General features: G+C 40.6%; 21 protein-coding genes. 1 reads left to right on the top strand and 20 read right to left on the bottom strand.

What is annotated here, in order from left to right; translation table 11 throughout:
- Positions 1-40 precede the first annotated feature (40 nt).
- Positions 41-1,921: a XylR N-terminal domain-containing protein gene (locus F4V44_RS04930; RefSeq protein WP_223881798.1), complete on the bottom strand. Its 1,881-nt coding sequence runs from the start codon at positions 1,919-1,921 to the stop codon at positions 41-43.
- A 311-nt stretch (positions 1,922-2,232) separates the two neighbouring features.
- On the opposite strand from F4V44_RS04930, the gene fabI reads away from it, so the two are divergent.
- On the top strand, positions 2,233-3,012 hold the full coding sequence (gene fabI / locus F4V44_RS04925; protein ID WP_150438867.1) for an enoyl-ACP reductase FabI: 780 nt from the start codon (positions 2,233-2,235) through the stop codon (positions 3,010-3,012).
- 248 nt (positions 3,013-3,260) lie between these two features.
- On the opposite strand, the gene F4V44_RS04920 is transcribed toward fabI, so the two are convergent.
- The 19 genes from F4V44_RS04920 to tcuA all read right to left on the bottom strand — a co-directional run bounded on the left by F4V44_RS04920 (position 3,261) and on the right by tcuA (position 23,276).
- Complete coding sequence (locus F4V44_RS04920) at positions 3,261-4,550, bottom strand: SLC13 family permease (RefSeq protein ID WP_191090571.1); 1,290 nt, start codon at positions 4,548-4,550, stop codon at positions 3,261-3,263.
- A 216-nt stretch (positions 4,551-4,766) separates the two neighbouring features.
- Positions 4,767-5,258 (bottom strand): aromatic-ring-hydroxylating dioxygenase subunit beta, encoded by a 492-nt coding sequence (locus tag F4V44_RS04915; protein ID WP_150438865.1) that lies wholly within the window; start codon positions 5,256-5,258, stop codon positions 4,767-4,769.
- 206 nt (positions 5,259-5,464) lie between these two features.
- Positions 5,465-6,712 carry an aromatic ring-hydroxylating dioxygenase subunit alpha gene (locus tag F4V44_RS04910; RefSeq protein WP_150438864.1) on the bottom strand — a complete coding sequence of 416 codons (1,248 nt, stop codon included), beginning with the start codon at positions 6,710-6,712 and terminating at the stop codon, positions 5,465-5,467.
- 71 nt (positions 6,713-6,783) lie between these two features.
- Entirely contained in the window at positions 6,784-7,761 is a 978-nt protein-coding gene (locus F4V44_RS04905; protein ID WP_223881797.1) for a dihydrodipicolinate synthase family protein, read from the bottom strand.
- Complete coding sequence (locus F4V44_RS04900; RefSeq protein ID WP_150438863.1) at positions 7,758-8,600, bottom strand: DODA-type extradiol aromatic ring-opening family dioxygenase; 843 nt, start codon at positions 8,598-8,600, stop codon at positions 7,758-7,760. Before F4V44_RS04900 ends, F4V44_RS04905 begins: the two co-directional genes overlap by 4 nt.
- Before the next feature lie 33 nt (positions 8,601-8,633).
- Positions 8,634-8,891 (bottom strand): hypothetical protein, encoded by a 258-nt coding sequence (locus F4V44_RS04895; protein ID WP_191090570.1) that lies wholly within the window; start codon positions 8,889-8,891, stop codon positions 8,634-8,636.
- Positions 8,892-8,937: 46 nt separating this feature from the next.
- On the bottom strand, positions 8,938-9,462 hold the full coding sequence (locus tag F4V44_RS04890; RefSeq protein WP_150438861.1) for a cupin domain-containing protein: 525 nt from the start codon (positions 9,460-9,462) through the stop codon (positions 8,938-8,940).
- Between the two features lie 15 nt (positions 9,463-9,477).
- The gene (locus F4V44_RS04885; protein WP_150438860.1) at positions 9,478-10,011 is read right to left on the bottom strand and encodes an aromatic-ring-hydroxylating dioxygenase subunit beta; all 534 of its coding nucleotides are present in this window, start codon (positions 10,009-10,011) and stop codon (positions 9,478-9,480) included.
- Positions 10,012-10,030: 19 nt separating this feature from the next.
- Positions 10,031-11,365 carry an aromatic ring-hydroxylating oxygenase subunit alpha gene (locus F4V44_RS04880; RefSeq protein ID WP_223881796.1) on the bottom strand — a complete coding sequence of 445 codons (1,335 nt, stop codon included), beginning with the start codon at positions 11,363-11,365 and terminating at the stop codon, positions 10,031-10,033.
- Between the two features lie 30 nt (positions 11,366-11,395).
- A complete protein-coding gene (locus tag F4V44_RS04875; RefSeq protein ID WP_150438859.1) occupies positions 11,396-12,847 on the bottom strand; it encodes an aldehyde dehydrogenase family protein in 1,452 nt (483 codons plus the stop codon).
- A 127-nt stretch (positions 12,848-12,974) separates the two neighbouring features.
- Positions 12,975-14,231 (bottom strand): TRAP transporter large permease, encoded by a 1,257-nt coding sequence (locus F4V44_RS04870; protein WP_317978301.1) that lies wholly within the window; start codon positions 14,229-14,231, stop codon positions 12,975-12,977.
- 47 nt (positions 14,232-14,278) lie between these two features.
- On the bottom strand, positions 14,279-14,836 hold the full coding sequence (locus tag F4V44_RS04865) for a TRAP transporter small permease (protein ID WP_150438857.1): 558 nt from the start codon (positions 14,834-14,836) through the stop codon (positions 14,279-14,281).
- A 35-nt stretch (positions 14,837-14,871) separates the two neighbouring features.
- Positions 14,872-15,888 carry a TRAP transporter substrate-binding protein gene (locus F4V44_RS04860; protein ID WP_150438856.1) on the bottom strand — a complete coding sequence of 339 codons (1,017 nt, stop codon included), beginning with the start codon at positions 15,886-15,888 and terminating at the stop codon, positions 14,872-14,874.
- Between the two features lie 97 nt (positions 15,889-15,985).
- Positions 15,986-17,290, bottom strand: coding sequence for an ATP-binding protein (locus tag F4V44_RS04855; RefSeq protein WP_191090569.1), 1,305 nt, complete (start codon positions 17,288-17,290; stop codon positions 15,986-15,988).
- A gap of 83 nt (positions 17,291-17,373) precedes the next feature.
- Positions 17,374-18,714 carry a CapA family protein gene (locus tag F4V44_RS04850; RefSeq protein ID WP_150438854.1) on the bottom strand — a complete coding sequence of 447 codons (1,341 nt, stop codon included), beginning with the start codon at positions 18,712-18,714 and terminating at the stop codon, positions 17,374-17,376.
- 159 nt (positions 18,715-18,873) lie between these two features.
- On the bottom strand, positions 18,874-19,992 hold the full coding sequence (locus F4V44_RS04845; RefSeq protein WP_150438853.1) for a CapA family protein: 1,119 nt from the start codon (positions 19,990-19,992) through the stop codon (positions 18,874-18,876).
- Positions 19,993-20,024: 32 nt separating this feature from the next.
- On the bottom strand, positions 20,025-21,014 hold the full coding sequence (locus F4V44_RS04840; RefSeq protein WP_150438852.1) for an electron transfer flavoprotein subunit alpha/FixB family protein: 990 nt from the start codon (positions 21,012-21,014) through the stop codon (positions 20,025-20,027).
- A complete protein-coding gene (locus F4V44_RS04835; protein WP_150438851.1) occupies positions 21,001-21,765 on the bottom strand; it encodes an electron transfer flavoprotein subunit beta/FixA family protein in 765 nt (254 codons plus the stop codon). Before F4V44_RS04835 ends, F4V44_RS04840 begins: the two co-directional genes overlap by 14 nt.
- Before the next feature lie 23 nt (positions 21,766-21,788).
- Positions 21,789-23,276 (bottom strand): FAD-dependent tricarballylate dehydrogenase TcuA, encoded by a 1,488-nt coding sequence (gene tcuA / locus F4V44_RS04830; protein WP_150438850.1) that lies wholly within the window; start codon positions 23,274-23,276, stop codon positions 21,789-21,791.
- Positions 23,277-23,302: the final 26 nt, after the last annotated feature.

The raw sequence follows: 23,302 nt of genomic DNA, 5'->3' as shown, positions 1-23,302 counted from the left end.
GTAAAAAAACTATGAGAGTGAATCCGTGTTTACATTAAACCTAAAGACTACATTCCCCTAGTGCAATTAAAGATTCTATTAATAGTAATAATTGATAGGCATCAGTGGGATTACGAAGATCTTTATCTATTATATTTTCAATTTTTTTAATTCTATACAGAAGGCCGCTCATTGAAATAGATAAATCAAGGAGTGTTTGCTCGAGCTTTCCGCCATTCAACAAGAATATATACAGAGTTTTCATCAACTCTACCATTTTAGGATCTTCTTTATGTAGTAAGGGTCCTAGCTCTTGATGGGCTAACATTTTAATACCATCCCTATTATTGGAGTTAATCAAGAGTCCAACAATCCCAAGAGATTTAAATAACATCACTTGTTTTGCGGTATTCAGCCGTAAGGCCACAGAAGCCTCTTCATATTGCTGCTTCAAATTCTCTATCTTGTGTCCTTCGTTACTGATGCCCAGTTTAAATGTAAATTTTGGGTATTTTTTATTTAATTCTTGGTAGAGTCCCTCCATAATGGACTCAATGTTTTTCTTTTCCTTCCCCTCTCTTGTGATAAAAAGAATGAAATTTCCTTCATACAGTCCAATTAAACTATTTATTTCCTCCCTCTTAATATATTGAGAGAGAGTTTCAAAGATTTTTTCTTGAAAATGAAATTCCTCCTCCAGAGCAAGCGATGGATTACTATATTCCAAAATAGCTAAGTAGTATGGCAACTCCAAATTTAATCCTGTATATCTTCCCTTAACCATCATTTCCTTTTTAGAAGAAATCGTACCGTTTAATACCTGCTCAAGGAATATCCCTTTCATTCTAGTATAGGATTCCAATCTAGTTTTCTCATTTAATAGGATAAGAGACGCGGCATTTGCAATTCGAGCCAATAACATATAATCATCTTCCGTATTCACCGTATTCATATCGTTATAAAGAAATGTACAATATCCAAAAACCTCTTTTTCTATAAAAAATGGAACAATTAAATGCTCCTGATAATCCATTTTGATGATTTTTTTTCGAAAAGGCAATTGATGTTTCTCTTTTCGAGTCTGAGGTAATATGGTTCTATTTTCTTGTATGTAACGATTCATTTCATCCTGAATTTTATTAAATTCATCCTGTGATAGTCCTGAATAAGCGATGCTCCGGAAATCTATATCTTGAACTAGAATCGGAATTTGAATTAAGTTATATACCATATCGATAATCGTTTGTAAATTGCTCCCATTAGCAATCTCTTCCGTTAAAACCTTTTGAAACTCCATCAATCTCGTCACCGTATTTTTTTGTTCAAGCAATTGTTCATACGTATACTGAAGCTCTTTGACAATGGGTTTTTCATTGTAGTAGGGGAGCTCATCTATTAGTTCATCATCCCATTCATTTTGCGACTTTATAACCCAGCGGCATTCTGAATCTCCCTTTCCGACACAGGCTACTTCTTTTGCCAAAACCTGCTGGTCACTAATGGTTGACATAAAACCACTTGCATAGCCAATAAGAGTATAACAAACAGGATGTTCAACTATTCCAAATCTCTTCAGATGATCCAAAGCCTCATATGAATTCTCCCAAGTACCTGTTCCAAATAAGGAGATAATCTGATTATGTTCATCTATTTCCGCACGACCCTCATACTCTGATCCGGAAATCTGTCCATTCATACAATGATAGATGGGTCCCTGTTTAAATAAATCCTCTATTGTGAACTCTTCCTTTAGAGCTTGATTGGCATCATATACTCCCATTTCCCAGCCAAAACGAATAAGGAATCCTTTTAATCGTTCTTGTCCAATATTTGAAACCAGTGTTTTCCTCAGAATGCCAAACGCTGATTCTGGAGTGACTATTTTCCGGTTATGAATATCTAAATCATGATTGTAACTTTTTCCTGTTGTATGGATGATCATAGAAATCCCCCCTTCTTTATTATTTATAAATGTAAACGCCACCATAACAAATTACTCTATCCGTAATAAATCGATATTATTACACCTACCTTTCTATTATACTAGAAAAAATGTTGCCCAAATATCTTTCATTTTTATTACGTGGCAAACGTTATAGGATGAGTATCCTTCAGAAATTGAACATCGACAATTCTAAAAGCCATAACAAAGCAGTTTAGATTAAATCGGAAATATGATATAGTTAATTTTAGTACCTGCTATTAAAACTAGGTATAACTATATTGGTTTATTAGTCAACTTAGGAGGAAAAAATGGAAGATTTGCTTAAATTAAAGGGTAAAAATATTGTCATAATGGGCGTGGCTAATGAGCGCAGCCTTGCTTGGGGTGTGGCTAGATCACTTTATAAAGCAGGTGCTAATCTTATTTTTACCTATCGATTAGAACGCTCACTGGGAAAATTAAATAAGTTATTAATGGAAAATAACTATTCTGCTCAGTTAATCGTACCATGCGATGTAAACAACGATGAAAGTATTAAAGATGCCTTTCAAGAAATCGGTGAAAATGTAGGAATAATCCACGGAATTGTACACTCAGTCGCTTTTGCACACTCCGAAGATTTAAAAGGGGATTTTATAAATACTTCAAGGTCTGGATATGCTTTTGCTCAAGATACTAGCTCGTACTCACTAATAGCTGTTGCAAGAGAAGCAAAACCTTTTATGACTGAAGGCGGCTCTATCGTTACAATGAGTTATCTTGGAGCTGAAAGAGTGGTTCCTGGCTATAATGTGATGGGAGTAGCAAAAGCAGCTCTTGAATCATCGGTAAAATATTTAGCATCAGATTTAGGGAAAGAGAACATTCGTGTTAATGCCATTTCTGCTGGAGCCATTCGCACTCTTGCTGCTAAAGGCGTTGGTTCTTTTAACGAAATACTACATAAGATTGAAGAATCTGCACCGTTAAAAAGAAATGTAACACAAGAAGAGGTGGGTGACATGACAATGGCAATGCTTAGTCATCTATCTAGAGGCGTTACAGGTGAAGATATCTATGTAGATTCAGGTTATAATATCATCGGCTAGTCTCTTTCCAACAAGCATTTTAGTATACTTATAGCAGTATATTAAAATCGTCTAAATACAAACTTCTTGAAATTGTTTATAAATCCTTCTTACTTATTCCATAGTTACTAGCGATGCAGAAATTTATTGGATATTAAAAACGAGAAACCGTAAAGCTGGTTTCTCGTTTTTTGTTCATTATGGTTGTTCCGTTTCCTTTATTTGAAGCTTATTCTCCATGTATGACACGTGAGGACCGCCCCTCTGTTTCACCACGGCATCCCGACCACAATAAACAAAAGCCAAGCCAATCCTGGACCAAGGGCAATAAGAATACCTGTTGTCATTAACAACTGCTTAAAAAATACCCTTTCCTTTATTCCTTGTACATTGGCAAGCAAAATGGCCCCTACTGAAGACAGTGGACTTAAGTCAACAATGCTTGATGAAACTGAAATGACTGCTATCACATTGTTAGTTGATAAATGGGGGTTGAGAAGAACGGATTCTGCCATGGGAATAATGGAGGCCAGGAAACCGGTTGTTGAAGCAAAAGAGGAAATCACTCCACTAACATACGAAAGTGCTAATGCGGCTAGAGCAGGATTGCCTATGTTTTCTATCATGACTGCCACATCATCCATCACCCCCGCTTTTTCCATCACACCTACATAAGTGACAATACCCGTTACAAGAAGGGTGATTCTCCATGGCATCCTTCTGAGAACACCCGCTTGTTGATGAGGGGCAATCAGCGTAATCACCAATCCTACGATAATCGCTGCTACTCCTAAATTCATCCCAAAACCAAACGACAAAATGCCTAAGATTGGAATAGAAATCAAACAAATTCCTTTATAAAAGTTGAATCCTGCTCTTTGATTTTCTATCCTGCTCTCTATACTTGCTGCTTCTAACGCTCCCGCCTCATAGACAAGGGCCATCGAATCCCGCTTAAATAGGCGAAGTCCTCCAAATAGGGAAAAGGTGATGAAAGAAACAATACTAAAATAGATGAAACAATTGAGGAGAAGCAACGCTGGGGAATATTCGTAACCGCCAGTCTTCATGACTCCATTGACAATGGCACCAAAGAGGTTTAATGGCGAGAAGGAGCCGGCTTGAATCCCCATAATAATCATCATGCTCATCATCAGCTGGCTGATATTTGTTTTATAGGCTAGCCTTAGAGCGATGGGAGCAAGCAGCGTCACAACCGCAATCCCGAAGGTTCCCACACAGGCTAAAGCAAAGCTCAAAACAAACATGAGCCAGGGAATGAAACCAACCTGTCCTTTTACCCATTTCAGACCCGCCTCTGCCAGCAAATCAATGGCACCGCTGCTTTGAATAATCGTAAACAGATAGGTAATGCCCACGATAATGAGAAACAGTTGTACAGGAAATACCTGAATCATCTCATGTAAACTAAGATCATACATGAAGAAACCAACAATAAAAGCAGCAACCAGCCCTAACACACCAATATTGATTGGAAGGATTGTCCCTAAAATGAAGATAACTAGAAGTCCAAGAATCGCTATTACTTTTATGGTCATGAACATATTCTCCCTATTTAATTATGGGCAAATCATACGATTGATTCTATTCTTCCTTCCATACTCTATTAACTATATAAATAACTGAATTTTTAGACTAATCGTTAAACTCATTATAGATTAATAGTCGAAATAAATCCATGTTTGTAATATTTTAGCACGCAAAAAGAAGGGAAGATTGTCCTGCTTATATAGCAGTCACTCTTCCCTTTTTCATCAAATAGGTGTAACAAGTAAACTTGGAATATTTAACGTATCATAGACAACTAGACGTTCTTTCAGCTTTGGTTCTCCTTGTTCAAAAACCACTTGATCGACATATTTTCCCGTATTGTAGACTTCTGTATTTCCATCTAATTTGGTTTGAAAAACGACATAATTGGATTGAACTTGGTAGACTCCATTCGACTCACCCATGATTAAACTATTGCTAACAATATGCCGGTAAAAATGAGCTTCAAAGATATTCGCATTTCGATGGGCGGAAACACGGTCCTTCAGCATTCCTTTACTTTTACAATAAATTAAGGCAGACGGCAAATTTCTCGCATAATTTTCTCTTGAAATGATTTTATAGGTACAATCTTCTGTAAAAAATTCCGGCCATTCTTCTAAGCGATCATCATCAATACAATGAATATATTGGTCACTTAACTGTTGAATCTTTTCCTTAATCTCTGTCAAACCTAGCGTTTCCTGATTACTCATTCTAATTCCTCCTTGTCTAGTGAATCAAATTCGCCCCGTCGAATTTGCGCCCGGATTACCTGAGCTCGCTCGATAAATTACCTTTAAAAATCCGAGGCATCCGCCGGAGGCTACTTCATTCAGCTGGGGTTTAACCCCCATCGAATCAGTAAACTTATTGTATTCATTCCCCACTTATAGAAGTGAAGGACTTCTGCTGAATGAAGTTAAAGTCCCATTAATGTGCGATAATTCTTCCAAAAGCCGCGGATGGATGTTTCTGTAATCCGGTAGTTTTCACTTTTCACATCCTTGCCGCCCATCTCGATAAATGCCGTTTTCTCCCCGTCTCTTACAATCGCTTTTTGAACCATTTCTCCAATACCGCCATCTTCTAATGAAACGTACCCTGCTGGTCCCACTAAATTATTTTGCTTTAAGCGCATTTCAATCTGCTCATCACTGTCATCTTCATAGCCGATAAACGTCCATACCAGTTCACATTCTCCTGGACTCTTCGGCAATAATTGGCGCACAGCTAACGTATTATGAATTTGCTGCAGAACAACTCCAGGGAAGATCGACTGAATCGCAAGGGTAATGCCGTCATCAAATTCATCCCACCCATCTAGTAGGGATGGATCGTCTAACGTATATTTAGAATACGAACGAACTTTTTCGTTTTTATACACATTCTCATTCTCATTTTTATTTCCAAACGTATAGCTGACATGATGCATGCCGCGTTCATCTAAATCAATGCCGCCTTTTTGTGATAGACGATTGATGCCAAAAGTCGTAAAAAACAGATGCAGGAGGCTGGCATGATAAGAATCTTTCACATTTTCAAAATATAATTTCCAATTATTCTGCATTTTTTGGCGCTGATAGCCTAATATTTTAATAGGACGTCCATTAAAGACCCGCTGCAAATAGTGCCCCATTTTTTCCCCAATATATTGATCAACCGGCTCCAAATTTTCATCAAAGGTTCCAAATAACATTCCGTGATAGTTTTCTACTCTGACCTTTGTCAAGGACAGTTTCTTCGTGTCAAAATCATCCGGCATCCCGCCGTTTCCATTAACACCATTTTTAAATGGAACTCCCTTTAAATTTCCTTTATCATCATACACCCATGCATGATAGACACATGTAAAATTCCGGCTATTGCCGCAGGAATCCATACATACCGTAGCCCCGCGGTGAGCACAGCGATTAACAAAGGCGTTGAACGTACCGTCTGATGACCGTGTAACAACCACTGGGGTATCCCCAATAAAACCTGTCTTATAATCATTCGTTTTCGGCAGCTCCGCTTCTAAGCAGAGATAATTCCAGGTTGGACCGCGGAAAATATTCTTTTGTTCTTCGTCATACACCTTTTGATCTAAAAATACTTGATAGGGAACTCTCGTAATCCCCTCTTCCGGCCACGTTAAATTTAACTCTTGATTCTTTGTTACAGCCTCCATTAATGAACAACCCCTTCTCATGTATTTGAATACTCGCGCAAAGCTCTACCTTCCTGTTCTCAAATCTTTGGTCACCTAACTGCTTTCCCGCCATATTTTTCCCGCAATTGCGCCAGACGTCTGCCCGCTTCTCTTGCGCCTTCTGCATATTCTTCTGGAACTTTCGTATAAGGCGGTCGGCTTGGACCCGCATGGATATAACCAGCTTCATTGATTCTAATTTTTTCCAACTGAATATTGTATTTGGCAAACAATTTGAATTCTCCGTTAGGGAAAAAGGTACGTGAGGCATGCTGCATTCCCTCTGTGATTTCCTGTGCCTTTTCCTCATCTCCGTTCAATAGACTATGTTTTAGCGCGACGGCTGCCTGTGGTCCGCAAGATGCAGCACCGCTCCAGCATGCTAGAATTTCATCTGGATTCGTTTTCCACCCTTCATACCAATCCCGCTCCATCGGCAGCATTCTGATTTTTCCTTTTACAGCCTCTACATCATTCCAAAATGCTTGGCCAAGGGAGGTACATTTAGCTGCGATAATAGAAGGAATTTCAGCAAGCCTAGCGTAAACGTCTGAACTAATCTTTCCTTTAAAGGCTACCGGATTGTCATACACAATAATACCTAAATCCGGAACCGCTTCTGCCACATCCTGATAAAAGCTGACAATGGTCTCATCGTCACATTCACACCACATCGGCCGGCCTAGCAGCAATCCAGAAACACCCTTTTCTTGGAAAGCCTTCGCTCTTACGATGGTATCCTTTGTATTTAACGTCGTTGCCCCAGCATAGATGGGAACGCGGCCTTTTGCTGCTTCCACGACGGTTGCGACAAAGTTTAGATGCTCATCCCATGTCAGTGTTGCGGCCTCGCCGAACGTACCCGTGGTCATAATCGCATCCACACCATCTTCAATCAATTGATGAACGGCTCTTACCGTTTCTTTATAATCTACTGTATCTTCTAGCGTCATCTGATCTGCACCAGGTAACGCAGGTGTAGGCATAATTGCATAGATTCCTTTTATATCATGAACAGTCTCTCTCAAACTCGAACACCTTCTTCCACTTTCATTTCAACAAAGCCTAGCCCTGTTACCCATTCCTTCACGTTTTCATAAGCAATGACCTGACCTTGATTGGATAAAGAAGCACCAACCACCGCTGCCCAAGCGCGAACCTCTTCTGCTCCATTACCGGCAGGGATAATTTCCTCATCATTCATGCAGGCAAATTCCTTTGCTCGGCCTGATTGAATCAAAGCTAAGACGCGGCGGTCCCATTCTTCATTAACAGTGCCCATTTCTTTCGTACCGACCCAGTGTGACAAGCCGCCAGTTCCGAGAATGGCCACCCTTTCAAAGATCTCCTGCTCTTCAATCGCTTCTCTTAGTACTTTTCCAAATTCATAACACCGCTTCATAGACGGCAATGGAGGCGTAATCCCATTCAACACGACAGGGATCACTACCACTTCTTCCTCTCGCGGTTCCACATAATGCAATGGTTGAATGATTCCATGATCAAGAGCTAACTCACCCGCCATCGCGACATCAAAATGATTTTGGTACAGCTTGGACAGAAGGAAATGGGAAAATTCCTGGGATCCTTTATATTCCTTTTGCGGAATGCCGATCCATTTATCAAGCGGGCCTATGTAGCTTTCGGCCACCCCTAATGTAAAAGGTGGGATTAATTGCGGCGACAATGTGCTCATATGCTCGGCAGATATAATAATAATCGCCTGCGGTTTTTTCTCTTCTAATATGACCCTGCATTGATCATAGGCCTCTTGTACTTTTTCTTGTTTTTCGATGGGCGGAGCCGTTGGAATCGATGGAATTAACGGACTGTGACTCATCGCAAGGGCAGCTACCAGTTTACTCATTCTTTTACCTCCAGATTGTTTTTTACTCTATATCTATAATTCTCGCGATTTTAAACTTTTTAACATGTCCGGAACAGGAACTTGATGAACGTCTTTGATTCTCATTAAAATCAGCCCATTCACCCCATATTCCGTCAGTGCGGCAAAGTCATTTTCCACAACCATCCTTTGTTCCTGCTTGTTCAAGTGATATTCATTCATGACCGTTTCCCGATTTTCTATATATCTTTGTTTCACTTCTTCATTAACGGAAATGGCGTGAAACAGTTTATTAATCTCATAAGCAGACAAGTCCTTTCTCCCCCTTTCGATTGTTAGATTCCAGTCTCGCTGCAGATTATATTTGAATCTCAGCGTTTTTCTTTTTTAACTTTTCCTGAAGTTCCCTATAATCAATCGAACCTTCTGATTCGCGATAATTCAACCCAAGGTTTTCTAAGAGCTTTGAATTTTCCACGAGGAACATTCGAACCGGCTCCTCCTGACTGCTGTTATAATGCCTGTGCCAAACCATTGGCGGTGTATAGACAAAGTCACCTGTTGACCAATGATACGTTCTGCCTCCAATTTCACTATAGCCTGTCCCAGACATGACATAGTGAACACTTTCATGATGGTGGCGCTGCATATCAGAGGCAGAACCTGCTTCAATTTCTTGCAGAAAAATTTCAAAGCTCTTTACCGGTAACTGAAGAACAGGTCCTAAACGAGAAGGATTTGTTTCCTTCCCCGGACTGTACCATGGGATTTCATCAGCATGAACGACGACATGTTCCCATTCATCCTCCGGCACTCTTGGTAATGGTGTCCGCTGCTCTGCAATCACTTTTCGAAATTCTGCTAATTTATCTGCTTTATCCATCGTATCCACTCCTAATTAGAAAAAAGTATGCAAGTTTTGTGTTCCAATCACGGCATGATCAGGGTATATTGTTCGTTTCGCAATCTTCCAGTCATGACCATCCCTTTGTAGAAGATCTACTCGTTCTCCTGTCAGCTGATCATTGATCGTTTGATTGCCTCGATTTCGAATAAATTGGAAATAGCTTTTCACTTCTAATTCGTCTTCATTCCTGCCCTTTTTGATTCGAATATGACTGATAAAATGACGAGTGCGGGATGGGGGATCATGAGACCAGGCTGATTTCGTATACAAGCGGTCCACCCTCGTTTTCATTGTCGTATAATCATCCTCAAAGTAGCTCATTTCATCAATAATGTCCGATTCGCTTGAGCTATCACATGTCACCCTCGCCGGCATGCGGTAGATAATGTCCTCAGTAAGCAGCTGAAACCACGATTGATAATCTCTCGTATCTAACAGCTCTGCTTCGCGATAGTAAAACATCGTAATTTCATTTTGTAATTCTAAATCTATGACATATTGATTAGGTTCCTGTATTTTAACCATGAATGTTCCTCCTTTTAAATCATGATTCCTTTGATATTAGTTCCTGCCAATACTCATAAAAGCCACGGTGTACCACATCTAGGAAGGTTGTCGGATAGGCAATGCCCGGCCCCGGAAAATCGTCAACAGGCTCAACGAAATCCATTCCCATCAAATAATTCACCACATTATTGAAATGCAGGTTCTTATCCCTGGCGGTTACTCCTTTACTCGCATCTGCAAGCCTTGTCCATAATTCCGTATCATCCTGCTCCAATGTTCCTCCTGGACCAAAGGTGTTCACGTATCTTTTGTAGGAATTTTCTTTAAATTCCTCTGGTGCTTCTTTGTCTACCAATACCCAAGACCACGCTTCAATCTTGTCCGGTCCAAGCGGACGCCATTGCCTAATCGTTAAGAAGTTTGTTAAGTTCTCATGTTCTCCTTTTCCATGCATTGGACTCAGGAAAGAAAGATTTGGAAAGCAGTTTCCGTTGAACACCATGGTATTTTTAAAGACAGATAATTGTTCTTCTGTTAAATTTTCTTCAAACATCGGCCACAGCTCTTCAGGTAGACCCTGATATGGCGGAATGGAAACAGATTCTGGAGGCTGAATCACGTTTAATCCATGTCCGTTCTCTAATTGAATTTGATAACCGTTGCTCGCAAATAACGGATCCTTCGGACTGATTCCAAGCTCAACGGTCGAGCGATGTGTCATCGCCGTATGATAAGCATCGCCCACAAATACTTCCGCACTTACCTTCCAGTTGGTATCAACGACCCAGCGCTGCGGTGCCCCTATAACTTCCATTCCCTTGTTACTTCGGCCTAGCATAATATCAAAATACCACTTCATTCCGCCTAAAAATTCTTCTAACGGTTCCACATCCGGATTAAGAGAGGCAAAAATTAATCCATGATAGCTTTCAACCTTTGGTACTTTCCTGAGCCCCCACTCTTTTTTATCCATTTCTTCTCCGTATAATTTATTGCCAGCAAGAATTCCGACCAGTTCGCCTTCAATGTTATACGTCCAACCATGATACGGACAGGTGAAGGTTTTCTTATTGCCTAAGTCCGCTGTACATAAGTGAACACCGCGGTGTGTGCAGGAATTGATAAATGCGTTTATATCACCTGCGCCACTCCGAATTAACAGAACAGGGTCATGAACAATCCACCGTGATACATAATCTCCTTTATTTGGAATTTCTGACTCATGGGCGATAAAATACCATTTCTTGCTAAAGATTTTTTCAATTTCTAATTGATGGATTTCAGGATCGGTCATAATCCATTGCGGGAGTTTTCCTGTTTGAAGTAAGTCCTTAATGTTTGATAAATGATCTTTATTTACCGTTTTATTCAATTTATCTACACACCCTTTTATATGAATTTATCATTCTTTCAACATACGAATCGCTTGATACTCGATGTATTCAGAGAAGCCAATCTCTGTTCTTTCTCTCCCTAATCCGCTTTGTTTGACACCGCCAAACGGCATATCAAGTGAAAGGGAATCTACATTATGACTGTTGATGAAGGTACCGCCTGCTTCTATTCTCCGGGCTACGGCTAAGGCGCGCTCGTGGTCTTCTGACCATACAGAAGAACACAACCCAAATTCAGTTCCATTCGCCATTTCAATCGCTTCTTCGATTGAGTTATACGAGATGAGAGGAATAACCGGCCCAAACTGCTCGCTGACAACCAATTCGTGACGATGATTAATATCCCTAACAATGGATGGAAGCATATAATAGCCGTTTTGCCATTGCTCTGGGTCGACTTTTTTCCCTAGCTGTCTGACCACAGCACCCGATTGCTTGGCTTTCTCCGCTAACCCTTGAACATAATCATATTGCTTCTGATTAATTAACGGTCCAAATGTCGTTCTTTCGTCCAATCCGTGGCCGACTTGATAGTCATTCACGATGTCAGACATCGCCTCATATACCCTATCCATCATATATTTTGGAACATAGACCCGCTTGACTGCAAAGCAGATTTGACCTGCTCTGGTGAAAATTCCTTTACATAGTCTAGGCATGATTTTGTTTATATCTGCATCATCCAAAAGGATGGCTGGGTCATTTCCCCCAAGTTCTAAACTAACCCTTTTAACCGTCGAGGCTGAACTAGCCATGATTGAGCTGCCTGTTTGCGTTCCACCGGTAAAAGAAATTTTACCCACTAAAGGATGTTCGGTTAATGTAATCGTGACATCGGAACGGCCGTTCACTACATTGATAACACCATGCGGAAGGACTTTCGCCATTTCTTTTAACGCTAATGTCAAGGCAACAGGAGCCTCACGTGAAGGCTTGACAACGACTGTATTTCCAGCAAGTATGGCAGGAGCTAATTTGGACATGGTCAATATGATGGGAGAATTCCATGGGACGATTAATCCAACGACCCCAATCGGATTCTTTTCAATGCTCATCCAGCTCACTGTATTTTCAAAACTTGATCGTTCAAGAAATGCTTCGGCACGATCCGCCATATTGTGAATCATACTAGCCCCTCTAATAAAATCTGCAGTAGATTCTTTAACCGTCCCGCCATTTTCTCTTATCAGTAAGGGTCTTAAGGATTCTGTTGATTCTTCCAAAACCACTGCCGCCTGTTTGACCAATTGAACCCGTTCCTTTACTGGTACAAACTTCCATTTCAGATAAGCTTGGTGGGCCGTTTCTACTGCTTGATTGGCGGTCTCCTTTGTCCCTCTGGCTACACTTGCTACCACATCTGTTTTATTTCCTGGGTCATATACTTCAAAATATTCCGTACTTTCAATTTCCTGATGGCCCAACACATTGTTTATTTTTCCAAGTGATACCTTTAGCAATGCGGGATCCCTCCTTTTATTTTTCTAATATTATGAATACTAAGGATACTATTAACTTATTAAGCTACTTCAAATGATATTGGTATAATGCAGACATGATAGGTATTACTTTCGCTGTGTTTTTGTGTTACTTAATTAAAGATGGTAACCAAGTAGTGACTGCCGGAATATAGGTTACAATCAGAAGAACCACAACCCCAACGGCGAAAAATGGCATAATCACCTTAGAAAGTCTTTCAAATGAAATCTTTGTAATCGATGATGTGATAAATAAGACAGTTCCAACTGGCGGTGTAATTAATCCTAAGGTTAAATTCAGGCATATCATGATTCCAAAATGAACTGGATCAATTCCATATTGAACAGCAACCGGCAACATGACTGGAACAAGAATAATCATCGCTGCTGCCCCTTCCATAATCATGCCTATGAATAAAAACAAGATAAGGCAGATTAACAAGAAGCCGAATTGACTTTCTGTAATGGTTACCAAAAAGGAAGCCATCGTTTGTGGAATTTTCTCAAACGATACAAGCCAGCCGAACATCGTCGCCATAGCAACGATAAAGGTAACGATGGATGAGATGACTGCTGTATTAACAAGAATGTTCGGAAGATCCTTTAGTTTTAACTCGCGATAGAAAAAGAAACCAACTAGAAAAGCTAATAAACTAGCAATAGCTGCAGATTCGGTTGCCGTGAAAAAGCCAGATATGATTCCCAAAACAATTAGTAAAGGAATAGAAATACTTGGTAATGCGACCAATACTGATTTAAACATTTTTTGGGCGGAAGCTTTCGTTTGTTTAGGATACTTTTCTTTGATTGAAAAAAGAGAGATTAGTAGGATAAATCCGATTCCTAATAGGATTCCTGGAATAACTCCCCCAATAAACATACTGGCAATTGAAACCTCTGCTATTACACCATATAAGATGAAGGGTATACTAGGAGGAATCGTTGGTCCTATTAATGATGCGGAAGCAGTCAAGGCTGAGCTGAATTCCTTCTTATAGCCTTGTTTTTCCATTTCTGGAACAATGACCTTACTCATCATCGCTGTCTGAGCATTAGCTGAGCCAATAATGGAAGCTAAAAACATATTTGTCACTACATTTACATAAGCTAAACCTCCCCGAAAATGTCCAACTAGAACCTGCGACAATCCAATTAACCTAGATGTAATTCCACCGCGATTCATTAACTCTCCCGCTAGAACAAATAATGGAATAGCCAGTAACCCATAATTTTGAACGCTTGTCGACATCTTTTGGGGGATAGAAACTAGCATATTTAGATTTTCAGATAATAGCATATAGACAATGGTTGTTGCTCCTAGCACATAGGCAATCGGTAAGCCGATGAGAAGGAGTACCAGAAACACGATCCCCGCGATTAGCATATTTATTTCATTCCTTTACGTTATGGTATTTAGCCTTGCTTCAGATAGTATCGAATATTAGCAATACTGTAGATGACCATAATCAACATAGAAAGCGGAAATATCATATTGGGAATCCACATAGGTATTTTCAAGGCTGCTGTTGTGGCATTAATCAATGCTGTTGTCATCACCCATTGATAGCCATAATAGAAAAGTGCTGCTGAAATTCCCAAAATCAAGATTTGGCAATGAACCTTCATTTTTGTTTGTAATGTAGATGGGAGCTTTTCTACTATAAACGTAACAGCAACCATATCTCTTTTACTTAACGCAATACAGGCACCCAAAAATGTAATCCAGAGCATGAAAAACATCGCTATTTCATCTGTACCAATAAGAGGACTCTTCAAAATTTTCCGAAAAAAGACTCCGAGGATCAGACTTACACACATCAATCCAACGCTAATCATGGCAAGAATCTCTATACCCCTTGTTAAGCGGTTTAATATATGATCAATCCAATGTGTGTCAGCCTCAACTAGTATCGATAGATCCTCATTCTCGTTGGAAGCTAACAAACTTTTATTATCCATTTCTTGATTCATATATTAGTCTCTTCCCTTCTGGAGATTTTCCCTGTCTATTCAGCTATCTCTTTTGCTTTTTCGATAAATGTCTGAATGGAATCGTCTTGACCTCCATATTTTTTATGAATTTCCTCTGCTACCTTCATGAACGGCTTTATATTGGAAAGCTCCGTCACTTTTCCACCCTGTTCTTTAAACGCTTTTAGATTGGACTCTTCTCGCTCTATATTATTCTCTTTGTTAAAACCGATGGAAACCTGCAGCGCTTCTTTTATAATCTTTTGCTCCTCCTCAGAGAAGTCTGCCCACAGAGCTTCGTTTATCACTACACCACTTGCCCACACCATATGATTCATCGTCGTTAATTGGTCCCCAACCTCGTAATAGGCATTTCCTATCGTAGCATCCAAATCGATATCAATGACATTGACAACATTTGTTTGAAAAGCACTATATAATTCAGGCAGTGGAACCGGTGTTGGTCCTGCCCCCACTTTCTCCCAGAAATCAACGATGGCCGGGCTTGGAGTCACTCGAATCGACGCACCTTTAAAATCATCAATGTCTGTAATAGGATTACCCTTTGTTAAAACATGGCGCATTCCAGCGAAATAATAGCCTAATCCTTCTACACCATTTATATTGTCAAATAATCCCAAAGCTTCGTCTGTTGCTGCCATTTTGTAGGAATCCTCGTGATCCTTTAAAATAAAAGGCATAAACCAGGCGGAAAATGAATCTGAATAATTTGCCATCTCGGCAGCCGTTACAATCATCATATCAAGTGATCCTGCCTGTACTTGTTGAAACATATCTGCTTCATTCCCCAATGTAGCATTTGGATAAATATCAAGACTTAATCGTCCATTAGAACGTGATTTCAATTCCTCGTCAAACTTTAAGAGACTTTGGTGCCAAACATTATTTTCAGGAGCGAGATGTCCGATTTTTATTTTTCGTTCTCCCCCTTTTTCTGAATGGTTATTTCCGCTGCTTTGTTCATTGCCACATGCTGTTGAGATTAAGAGAAACATAAGGAGAATGAATACTAAAACTGTTTTCCTTTTCATCAAATAAACCACCCCTTCTATCAAATGTTTGAAACTAAATATAAGTATTCTAACTTAGATAGGGTGCGAAGTATCCCCCCTATGTACGTTCATTTTATTACGTATGAATATGGACTTTTCCAGGCTGCACGTTTTGGTCAACTGTACTCAGTTCATCGTTTTCTGCTGTACATGGCAGATAAATATGAAACCTTGTTCCTTTCCCTTTTTCACTGTTCACTTTGATTTGTCCATTTAATTGCTGGATGACTCGATAAGCCACCATTAACCCCAACCCGGTTCCCTTCTGGCCTTTGGTTGTAAAATAGGGTTTTCCTAAGCGTTTGATTTGTACTTCGTCCATCCCCAAACCCGTATCTTGTATCACAATTTCATAGTGATTCTTATGCTGCTTCATCGAAATGGTTAATTTTCCGCCATTTGGCATGGCTTCGACCGCATTTTTCATCATATTTAAGAGAGCCTGCTGCACCACTCTTCTTTCGCCTATAATGGAAAACGGAAAAAGATTCTTTTTCACTTCAACGGAATTCATACGGGCAAGAGGATTAAGAATCTCGATTAATTCCGTCAGCAATTGTTCTACAGGGATGACTTCCACCTTTTCAGGTGCTGGTTTGGCAAAAGTGAGAAAATCGCGAATAATCATATCGGATCTTTCCAGTTCACTTAAAGCAATCCCAATATATTTTTGTTTTTGAGGATCCTTCTCTTCCTCTTTTAGCAGCTGGATAAATCCTTTCGCACCTGTTAAACCATTTCTAATTTCATGTGCGACAGATGCGCTTAAGTGACTGACCATTTCCATCTTTTCCATTTCAAGCAATTCATTTTTCAGTTGATGATTTAAAATGATTTTTTCGTACGTCCAAACCGTCAGGACAATACACACTAATTTAATGAAGGCACCTATTAAAATAATGTTGAATGGAGCAGATAAGTGAAAAATGAAATTATTTATAATTACACTGAAACACATATGAATGAATAAAATGCCAATCGAGATCCATAGTTTATGATTCCTATTTGCTTTTAAAAAAGGTTTGTGAAAAAAGATAGTTAGTAACGGGATTAATGCATAGATAGGTGCTGTCATCCCAGAAGTTTCATGCATCCCTAAACCTAGCCGGACAAAAAAACCGCAAATATATAAGCAAAAACTGGCTAAGGGTCCCCCATAAAGACTAGCGACAATAAACGGTACCACACGGATATCATAATTCATGCCTTCATTACTGGCGAATGGAAAAAAGACGAAAAAGATAAAAGAAACCAGTCCTGATAAAAACACAAATACTTTAATATCCTTTGTTGTCCATTCTTTTTTGTAAACGTCTAGAAGAAGCTGTGTCAAAAAGAGCATAACGAGCAGAAAAAGAACATTGACCAAAATATCGCTCATAAGAAAAACCCCAAACATTTAAAATCTACTCATCTAGCTAGTCAGTCGATCCAACAATCCATGAGATTTTGGATCGACCATCATTATTTCACTGGATGTTTTAATCGAATAAGCCCTTTACCCTCTGAGTATTCAACCTGCGTTCCAAATGGTGCTGACAACTCTCCTAGATATTCAATAATCTGTTCGCCTAACTCACCTTCAGCAAGCCTTGGGATGCCTCCGCTCGAGCGCGGTTTATGATCCATCGTTACTGGATAAAGGACTAGTTCAGTAAATTCTCCTGCCTCATTAAACGTACACACAGGAATGATAGAGCCGAATACTTTCACAGCAAAATGTCCGCCAGGCGGGTTTAATGGTTTTGGTAAGGCATCACGGGCATCGAAACCGTCTGCCGTCGTCGCATGGCCGTTTTTTAATTCTGGTTCATAACCCGGTCTGGCAAAGAAGTCAGCCGGCAGTCTTGTAACAGTGCTGCTCATGGCAAAGAAATCACCTGGATCGTAAAAGATTGGTTTGCCGTTATAGATTTCAATTCCTCTTAGTGGCGCATGGCTGCCCTGCCCGACAAAGACACTTGCACCTGCATCAATACAAGACTTAGCAAAGGATTGGACAAACTCCGCCGGTACATTTAAGCCTTTTTCCGGATGCATTTCATGACTATGCAGAGCGACAATTACATGATCTGCCTGTCTTGCAGCCTCTTTGATCGCTTTTAGATTCCCTGCTGCATCTCCCTCATCCACTACGGTTGTAATCCCCGGTTCGTCTCTTTCGACAAATCGTTGAATCGCCATCATCAAGCCAGGCGGATTGAAATACCATTCCTTCCCATTATTTGCAATTCCCCAGCCCATCTTATAAGCAAGATCTTTCACCGTTTCAATGATTGTACGGTCTGCACGGTAGTAATAGCGAAGTGGATTTAGTCCCGGTCTGCCCTTCACATCCTGCCTTGTTTCTCCTGCTCTCGCCCAGCCTGTGAAAGTAGAACTCATGGATATAAGAGCGACTCTTCCTTTTGGTGTCTCCAAATATTTCGGTTCCCTGGCTTCTCCCAAATTTCGTCCTGTTCCCGCATGTACAAGACCTGCTTCATCAAGAGCTTTCCATGTAGAGAATAAACCTCCGTAGGAATAATCTAGAGAATGGTTCGAAGCATGTGAAACCATATCAAACCCTGCCCATTTCAATTCATCAGCTACAAAACGAGGGGATCGCATCCACGTCCAGCCGGCCTCCGCGGCAGGATAGACTTCAGGTCCGTCATAATCATGAATATTAGACTCAAAATGAGTATAGGATACATCTGCATTTCTAAGTACATTGACTAACGATAGAAATCCTGGATCCCTTTGAACGGATATCCGGCGGTTGATAATGGAATCACCTGTCACAGCAATCTTAAAACCTTTCATAAGATACCTCCATTAAATATATGTATTTTTTTACACCTCTCCGGTAAGATGCCAGGGGAGTAAAGACCAAGCATGATCCTTTGTAAAACCTGACATCTTAGCGAGTGTGTAGCAAAAGCTTTTATTAATCATAGATAAGCAAACGAACAGTCTAGTAAGCTACTCTCCTGGTTGGATTAATACTTCGTCTCCGTCCCAGCTAAACTTGACAGAAAGGTTTTCACTCTTTGAAATATCTTCTATATAGTTAAACACTCCCTGCGCTAACTGATCATCTTTTACCACGATTTCCGGTTCACAATTATTATTGATATAGCACGGAATATAAGTGACCTTTTTAATTTCTCCATCCTCAATATAAGCCTTGGCAATCATCGTGTTTCTTGCCTCACGAGACACATAGCCCTTTGGCATCTCCGGATCAGCCGTCACATTATATCTCTCTAATAATCCTGTCGGCGGTCCTCCTGGCCCATCAGCCGTACCAGGTCCAATCTCTGCGGCAAAATTCCCTGTAGAGTAGAAAATGGCTTTCCCTTTATACATTTCAATTCCTTTAGCAATATGAGTATGAGTTCCGAGAATTAAATCCGCTCCTGCATCAATCGCCGCATGACCGACTTCATGGCAATACATTGGAATGACTGCCGGAATCATATGCTGGCCCCAGTGATAGGACACAACGACAACATCCACTTCCTGCTTTAATTTCTTAATATCTTCGACCATGGCCTCTAAATCTTCTTTATAGGCCATGGATACAATCTTTGGCGGTGTTCCTGGCTGATAGTCAACCTGATCATAAATGGTCCAAATGCGTACAGGGGCAAGACCTGATTTTTTCGCATCGGCTTCAAAGCCTTTCGGATGAACGCAAGAGTAAGCTAAAAAGCCAACCTTTGTCCCATCTCGATCGATAATCACTGGTTTTCTCGCTTCCTCAATATTTCTACCCACACCGCAATACGGCAGATTGACCTCATCAAATTTCTCCATCGTGTCAATTAAATTTTCTCGGCCCCAATCTAATGTGTGATTATTCGCTAATGAGAGGACATCAAAGCCTCCGTAAAGAAGAGCCGGAATATTTCTGCTGGCGGAATAAGTGGCGCTGCCGCGAATCGCATAACCAATATCAGAATAAGTTTGATCACAATTGGCAAACGTGATATCTCCTGAACGCAGAACTTCCGCTACATGCTGAAAGATTGTTTCTGGTTCTTCCCGGTCAATAATGACATCTCCAACACCAAGAACAGTAATAGGTTTCTTTGACATAATTTCTCCTCCAATTTTCCACTTTGTATTTTCTAGGCTTGCGGGACGCTTTCTAAAAGGGCTGGAACCACTTCCATAATGTCCCCGACTATTCCGCAATCTGCTACCCTGAAGATAGGGGCATTCGGATCATTATTAATCGCAATAATATATTGTGAATCAATCATCCCGGCAACATGCTGGGATGCTCCTGAAATTCCTAACGCAATATAGATTTTCGGACGGACAATCCGGCCTGAAATTCCCACATGGCATTCATGCGGCAGCCATCCCATATCTGTAATCGGCCGGGAGCCGCTCACGGTTCCATTCAGCTTTTCAGCCAATTTTCTTGCCAACTCAATATTTTCCTTCGTTCCAATTCCCCTGCCGACAGACACTAGGATATCTGCTTTTGTGATATCAATTCCTTCAATCGTAGGACTAAGTATGGATAAAATTTTGGCTCGAACATCATGTTTCTGTTGGTTCGGCTGAACGACAATGACTTTCGCAGGCAGAAAACTACCTTCAATGACCGGTAAGTAGTTTTTCTGTACACTTGCAATCAGTGGTAATTCATTCACCTCGATTTTGGCAAATACATCACCGTTAAACATCGGTCTTGTCACAAACAGACTGTTATTTTCATGAGTGATATCGACACAATTGCTGATTAAGTTTGTCCCTAAGCGTTTGGATAAAATCGGACCTAATTCCATCCCTAAGTACGTATAGCCGACTAATAATAAGGAAGGTTTTTGCTCTTTCATAAACTCGGTAACGGTATTCACATAGATTTCAGGGTGGTATGGCTCAAACTCTTCATGATCCACCACATAGATAGTATTAAAGCCTTTATCCGATAATTGCTGGACAGGAGCATCAAGGTCATGTCCTAGGATTAGCGCATTCAGCTCACACCCCCACTCGTCGGCAAGCTGTCTTGCACGGCTGGCCATTTGCAGGGCTAATGTATCTAGTTCACCATCTTTTGCTTCTGCTAAAATGAAGATATTCTTATTTTCCTTATCTAGCTGCATCAGCAATCCTCCTCATTAAGACTGTTAAGATTTCTTCAATATTTCCTTCTAGCATTTCACATGAATTATTTACTGGCGGATCAAATAGATCGACAATGGTAAACGCATTAGACTGCTTGTCTTCAGTTAACCCCAGACTATCAAGTGTCATGGATTCCACTTTCTTCTTTCGAGCCTGCAGAACTTTCATGACAGATGCTTGGCTAATGGTTCTTGTCGTCGATTGAACAGATATTAATGAAGGAAATGGTAAACCAAGCACTTCATATTGACCCTGTCCAAGCTCGGAAGTGGCCTTCATGATTTGTTGATCCTCATCATATTCGATGTTTGTGACGACAAACGCATGTGGCAGCTGTAATTCTTCAGCCAGCAGCATCGCTGTCTTAGCGGTCATCGCATCACTCGATTCGACACCCGTTAAGACAAGATCACATTCAAGCTGCCCAATCGCTTTTGCTAAAATCTCCGCGACATCATCACTTTGGTCAGAGCTGACCCGAATGACTCGGTCAGCTCCTTTCGCCAAGGATTGATACAACATTTCTTGTGAGGTTAAACCGCCAACGGTTAACACAATTACTTCTGCACCATATTCTTTTTTTAGAAACAAGGCCTCTTCGAAAGCTGCTTCATCAGATTCATTCATCACTAACGCACTGCCGTCATAGTTAATTTTCTTGTTAGATTCATCGTATTCTAGGTTATCTACCCAAGTGGGAACGGCTTTGCAGCACACTACAACACGCATTCTATCACTCCTTTTACACGGTATTAGTTTGTTTTCACCATGCCATCAGCTAACGCAGCAGCATGTTTCCCAGCCTTGCGTCCTAATACTAAATTTCTTACAATCCCAGATCCGCCTGGATAGTTTCCAATATAAAAGCCGCCGACTAGTTCACCATTAGCATACAGTCCTTTGATTGGCTGATCGGTTACATCCAGCACTTGGCCGTTCTTATTCACTTTCACTCCGCCAAATGTGAAAGTGATTCCAGATGTGACAGGGTACGCTCTGAACGGAGCTTGATCAATTTTCTGTGCCCAATTGGATTTATTAATATCAAGACCCTCTGTGTGCTTGCCATCACGTTTCGCTTGATTAAACTCACCATCTACAACCGCTGCATTATATTCTTCTACTGTCTTTTTGAATGTTTCAACAGGAATATCCAGTTTTTCCGCCAGTTCTTCAATCGTATTCGCCTCTACTGGTGTTTGGTGGGAATAATCACTCATAAGTAAGTCAAATACTTTTGAATCAAACACTTGAAAAGCAATTCCATTCGGCTGATCACGCGTGATTCTTCCTAATTTGGCATACGTATAGCCGTGGAAATCTTCGCCTTCATCAAAGAAGCGCTGTCCATTCGTATTAACTAAAATGCCATACGTATAAGACTTACGGTCTGTACTTAAACCGCCGCCGACATCTTCAGCACTCAGGTCAATTTGCGTACAATGGGAGCCGCTCCATTCACCTGTCGCTTGAGCACCCACATCTAACGCCATTTTGATCACTTCACCGGTATTATGCTTAGAACCTCGAACCTTCACTAAATCCCAGCCTTTGCCTAAATATTTAGCACGCATTTCTGCATTGGCAGAGAAGCCGCCGGCAGCGATAATAACTGAGTTGGCGTAAATATCTTGACCTTCACCCTTACTAATCGTTCTTACTCCGCATACCGCTCCATCTTCATCGACTAATAGCTTGGCTGCTCTTGTTTCAAAGCGGACCTCTACGCCTTTTTTGATGGCCACTTCAATCATGGAATCAACAAAACCTTCTCCGCCGCCCTTTACATTCAAAGGAATGGCTCCTTGTGTAAATACCATCCGTTCTCCTACTCTTGTTGCCATATCATAGTTAACATCCCAGCCCAGGTTTAAAGAATCCACCCATTTAAACGCTTTATTGGACTCTTTAACAATCATTTCTGTTAAACTATTATCAGCCATCCCATTTGTCACACGCATGATATCAGAATAAAATTCATCTTCAGTGTATTCATTAATATCAATTAATTGACGCTGACTTTCCGGGATTGCCGTCATGTAGTCATATAACTCGGAATTTCCTTTATGGACAATCCGGAAGCCTCCCCCTGTATAACGTCCATTACCGCCGGCTTCATGCTTCGGTGCTTTCTCAATCATAAGAACTCTTGCCCCTTTTTCTACTGCTGTTATCGCTGAAGCAGATGCCGCAATCCCTGCACCAATTACTACTACATCAAATTGTTCTCTTTGTTTCATTATGAATTTCTCCCTTCATTTACCTA

The organism is Niallia endozanthoxylica, from assembly GCF_008710145.1.
Lineage (GTDB): Bacteria > Bacillota > Bacilli > Bacillales > Cytobacillaceae > Bacillus_BD > Bacillus_BD endozanthoxylica.
The sequence above is the reverse complement of the archived record's forward strand: the minus strand, read 5'-3'. Positions and strand labels throughout refer to the sequence as shown.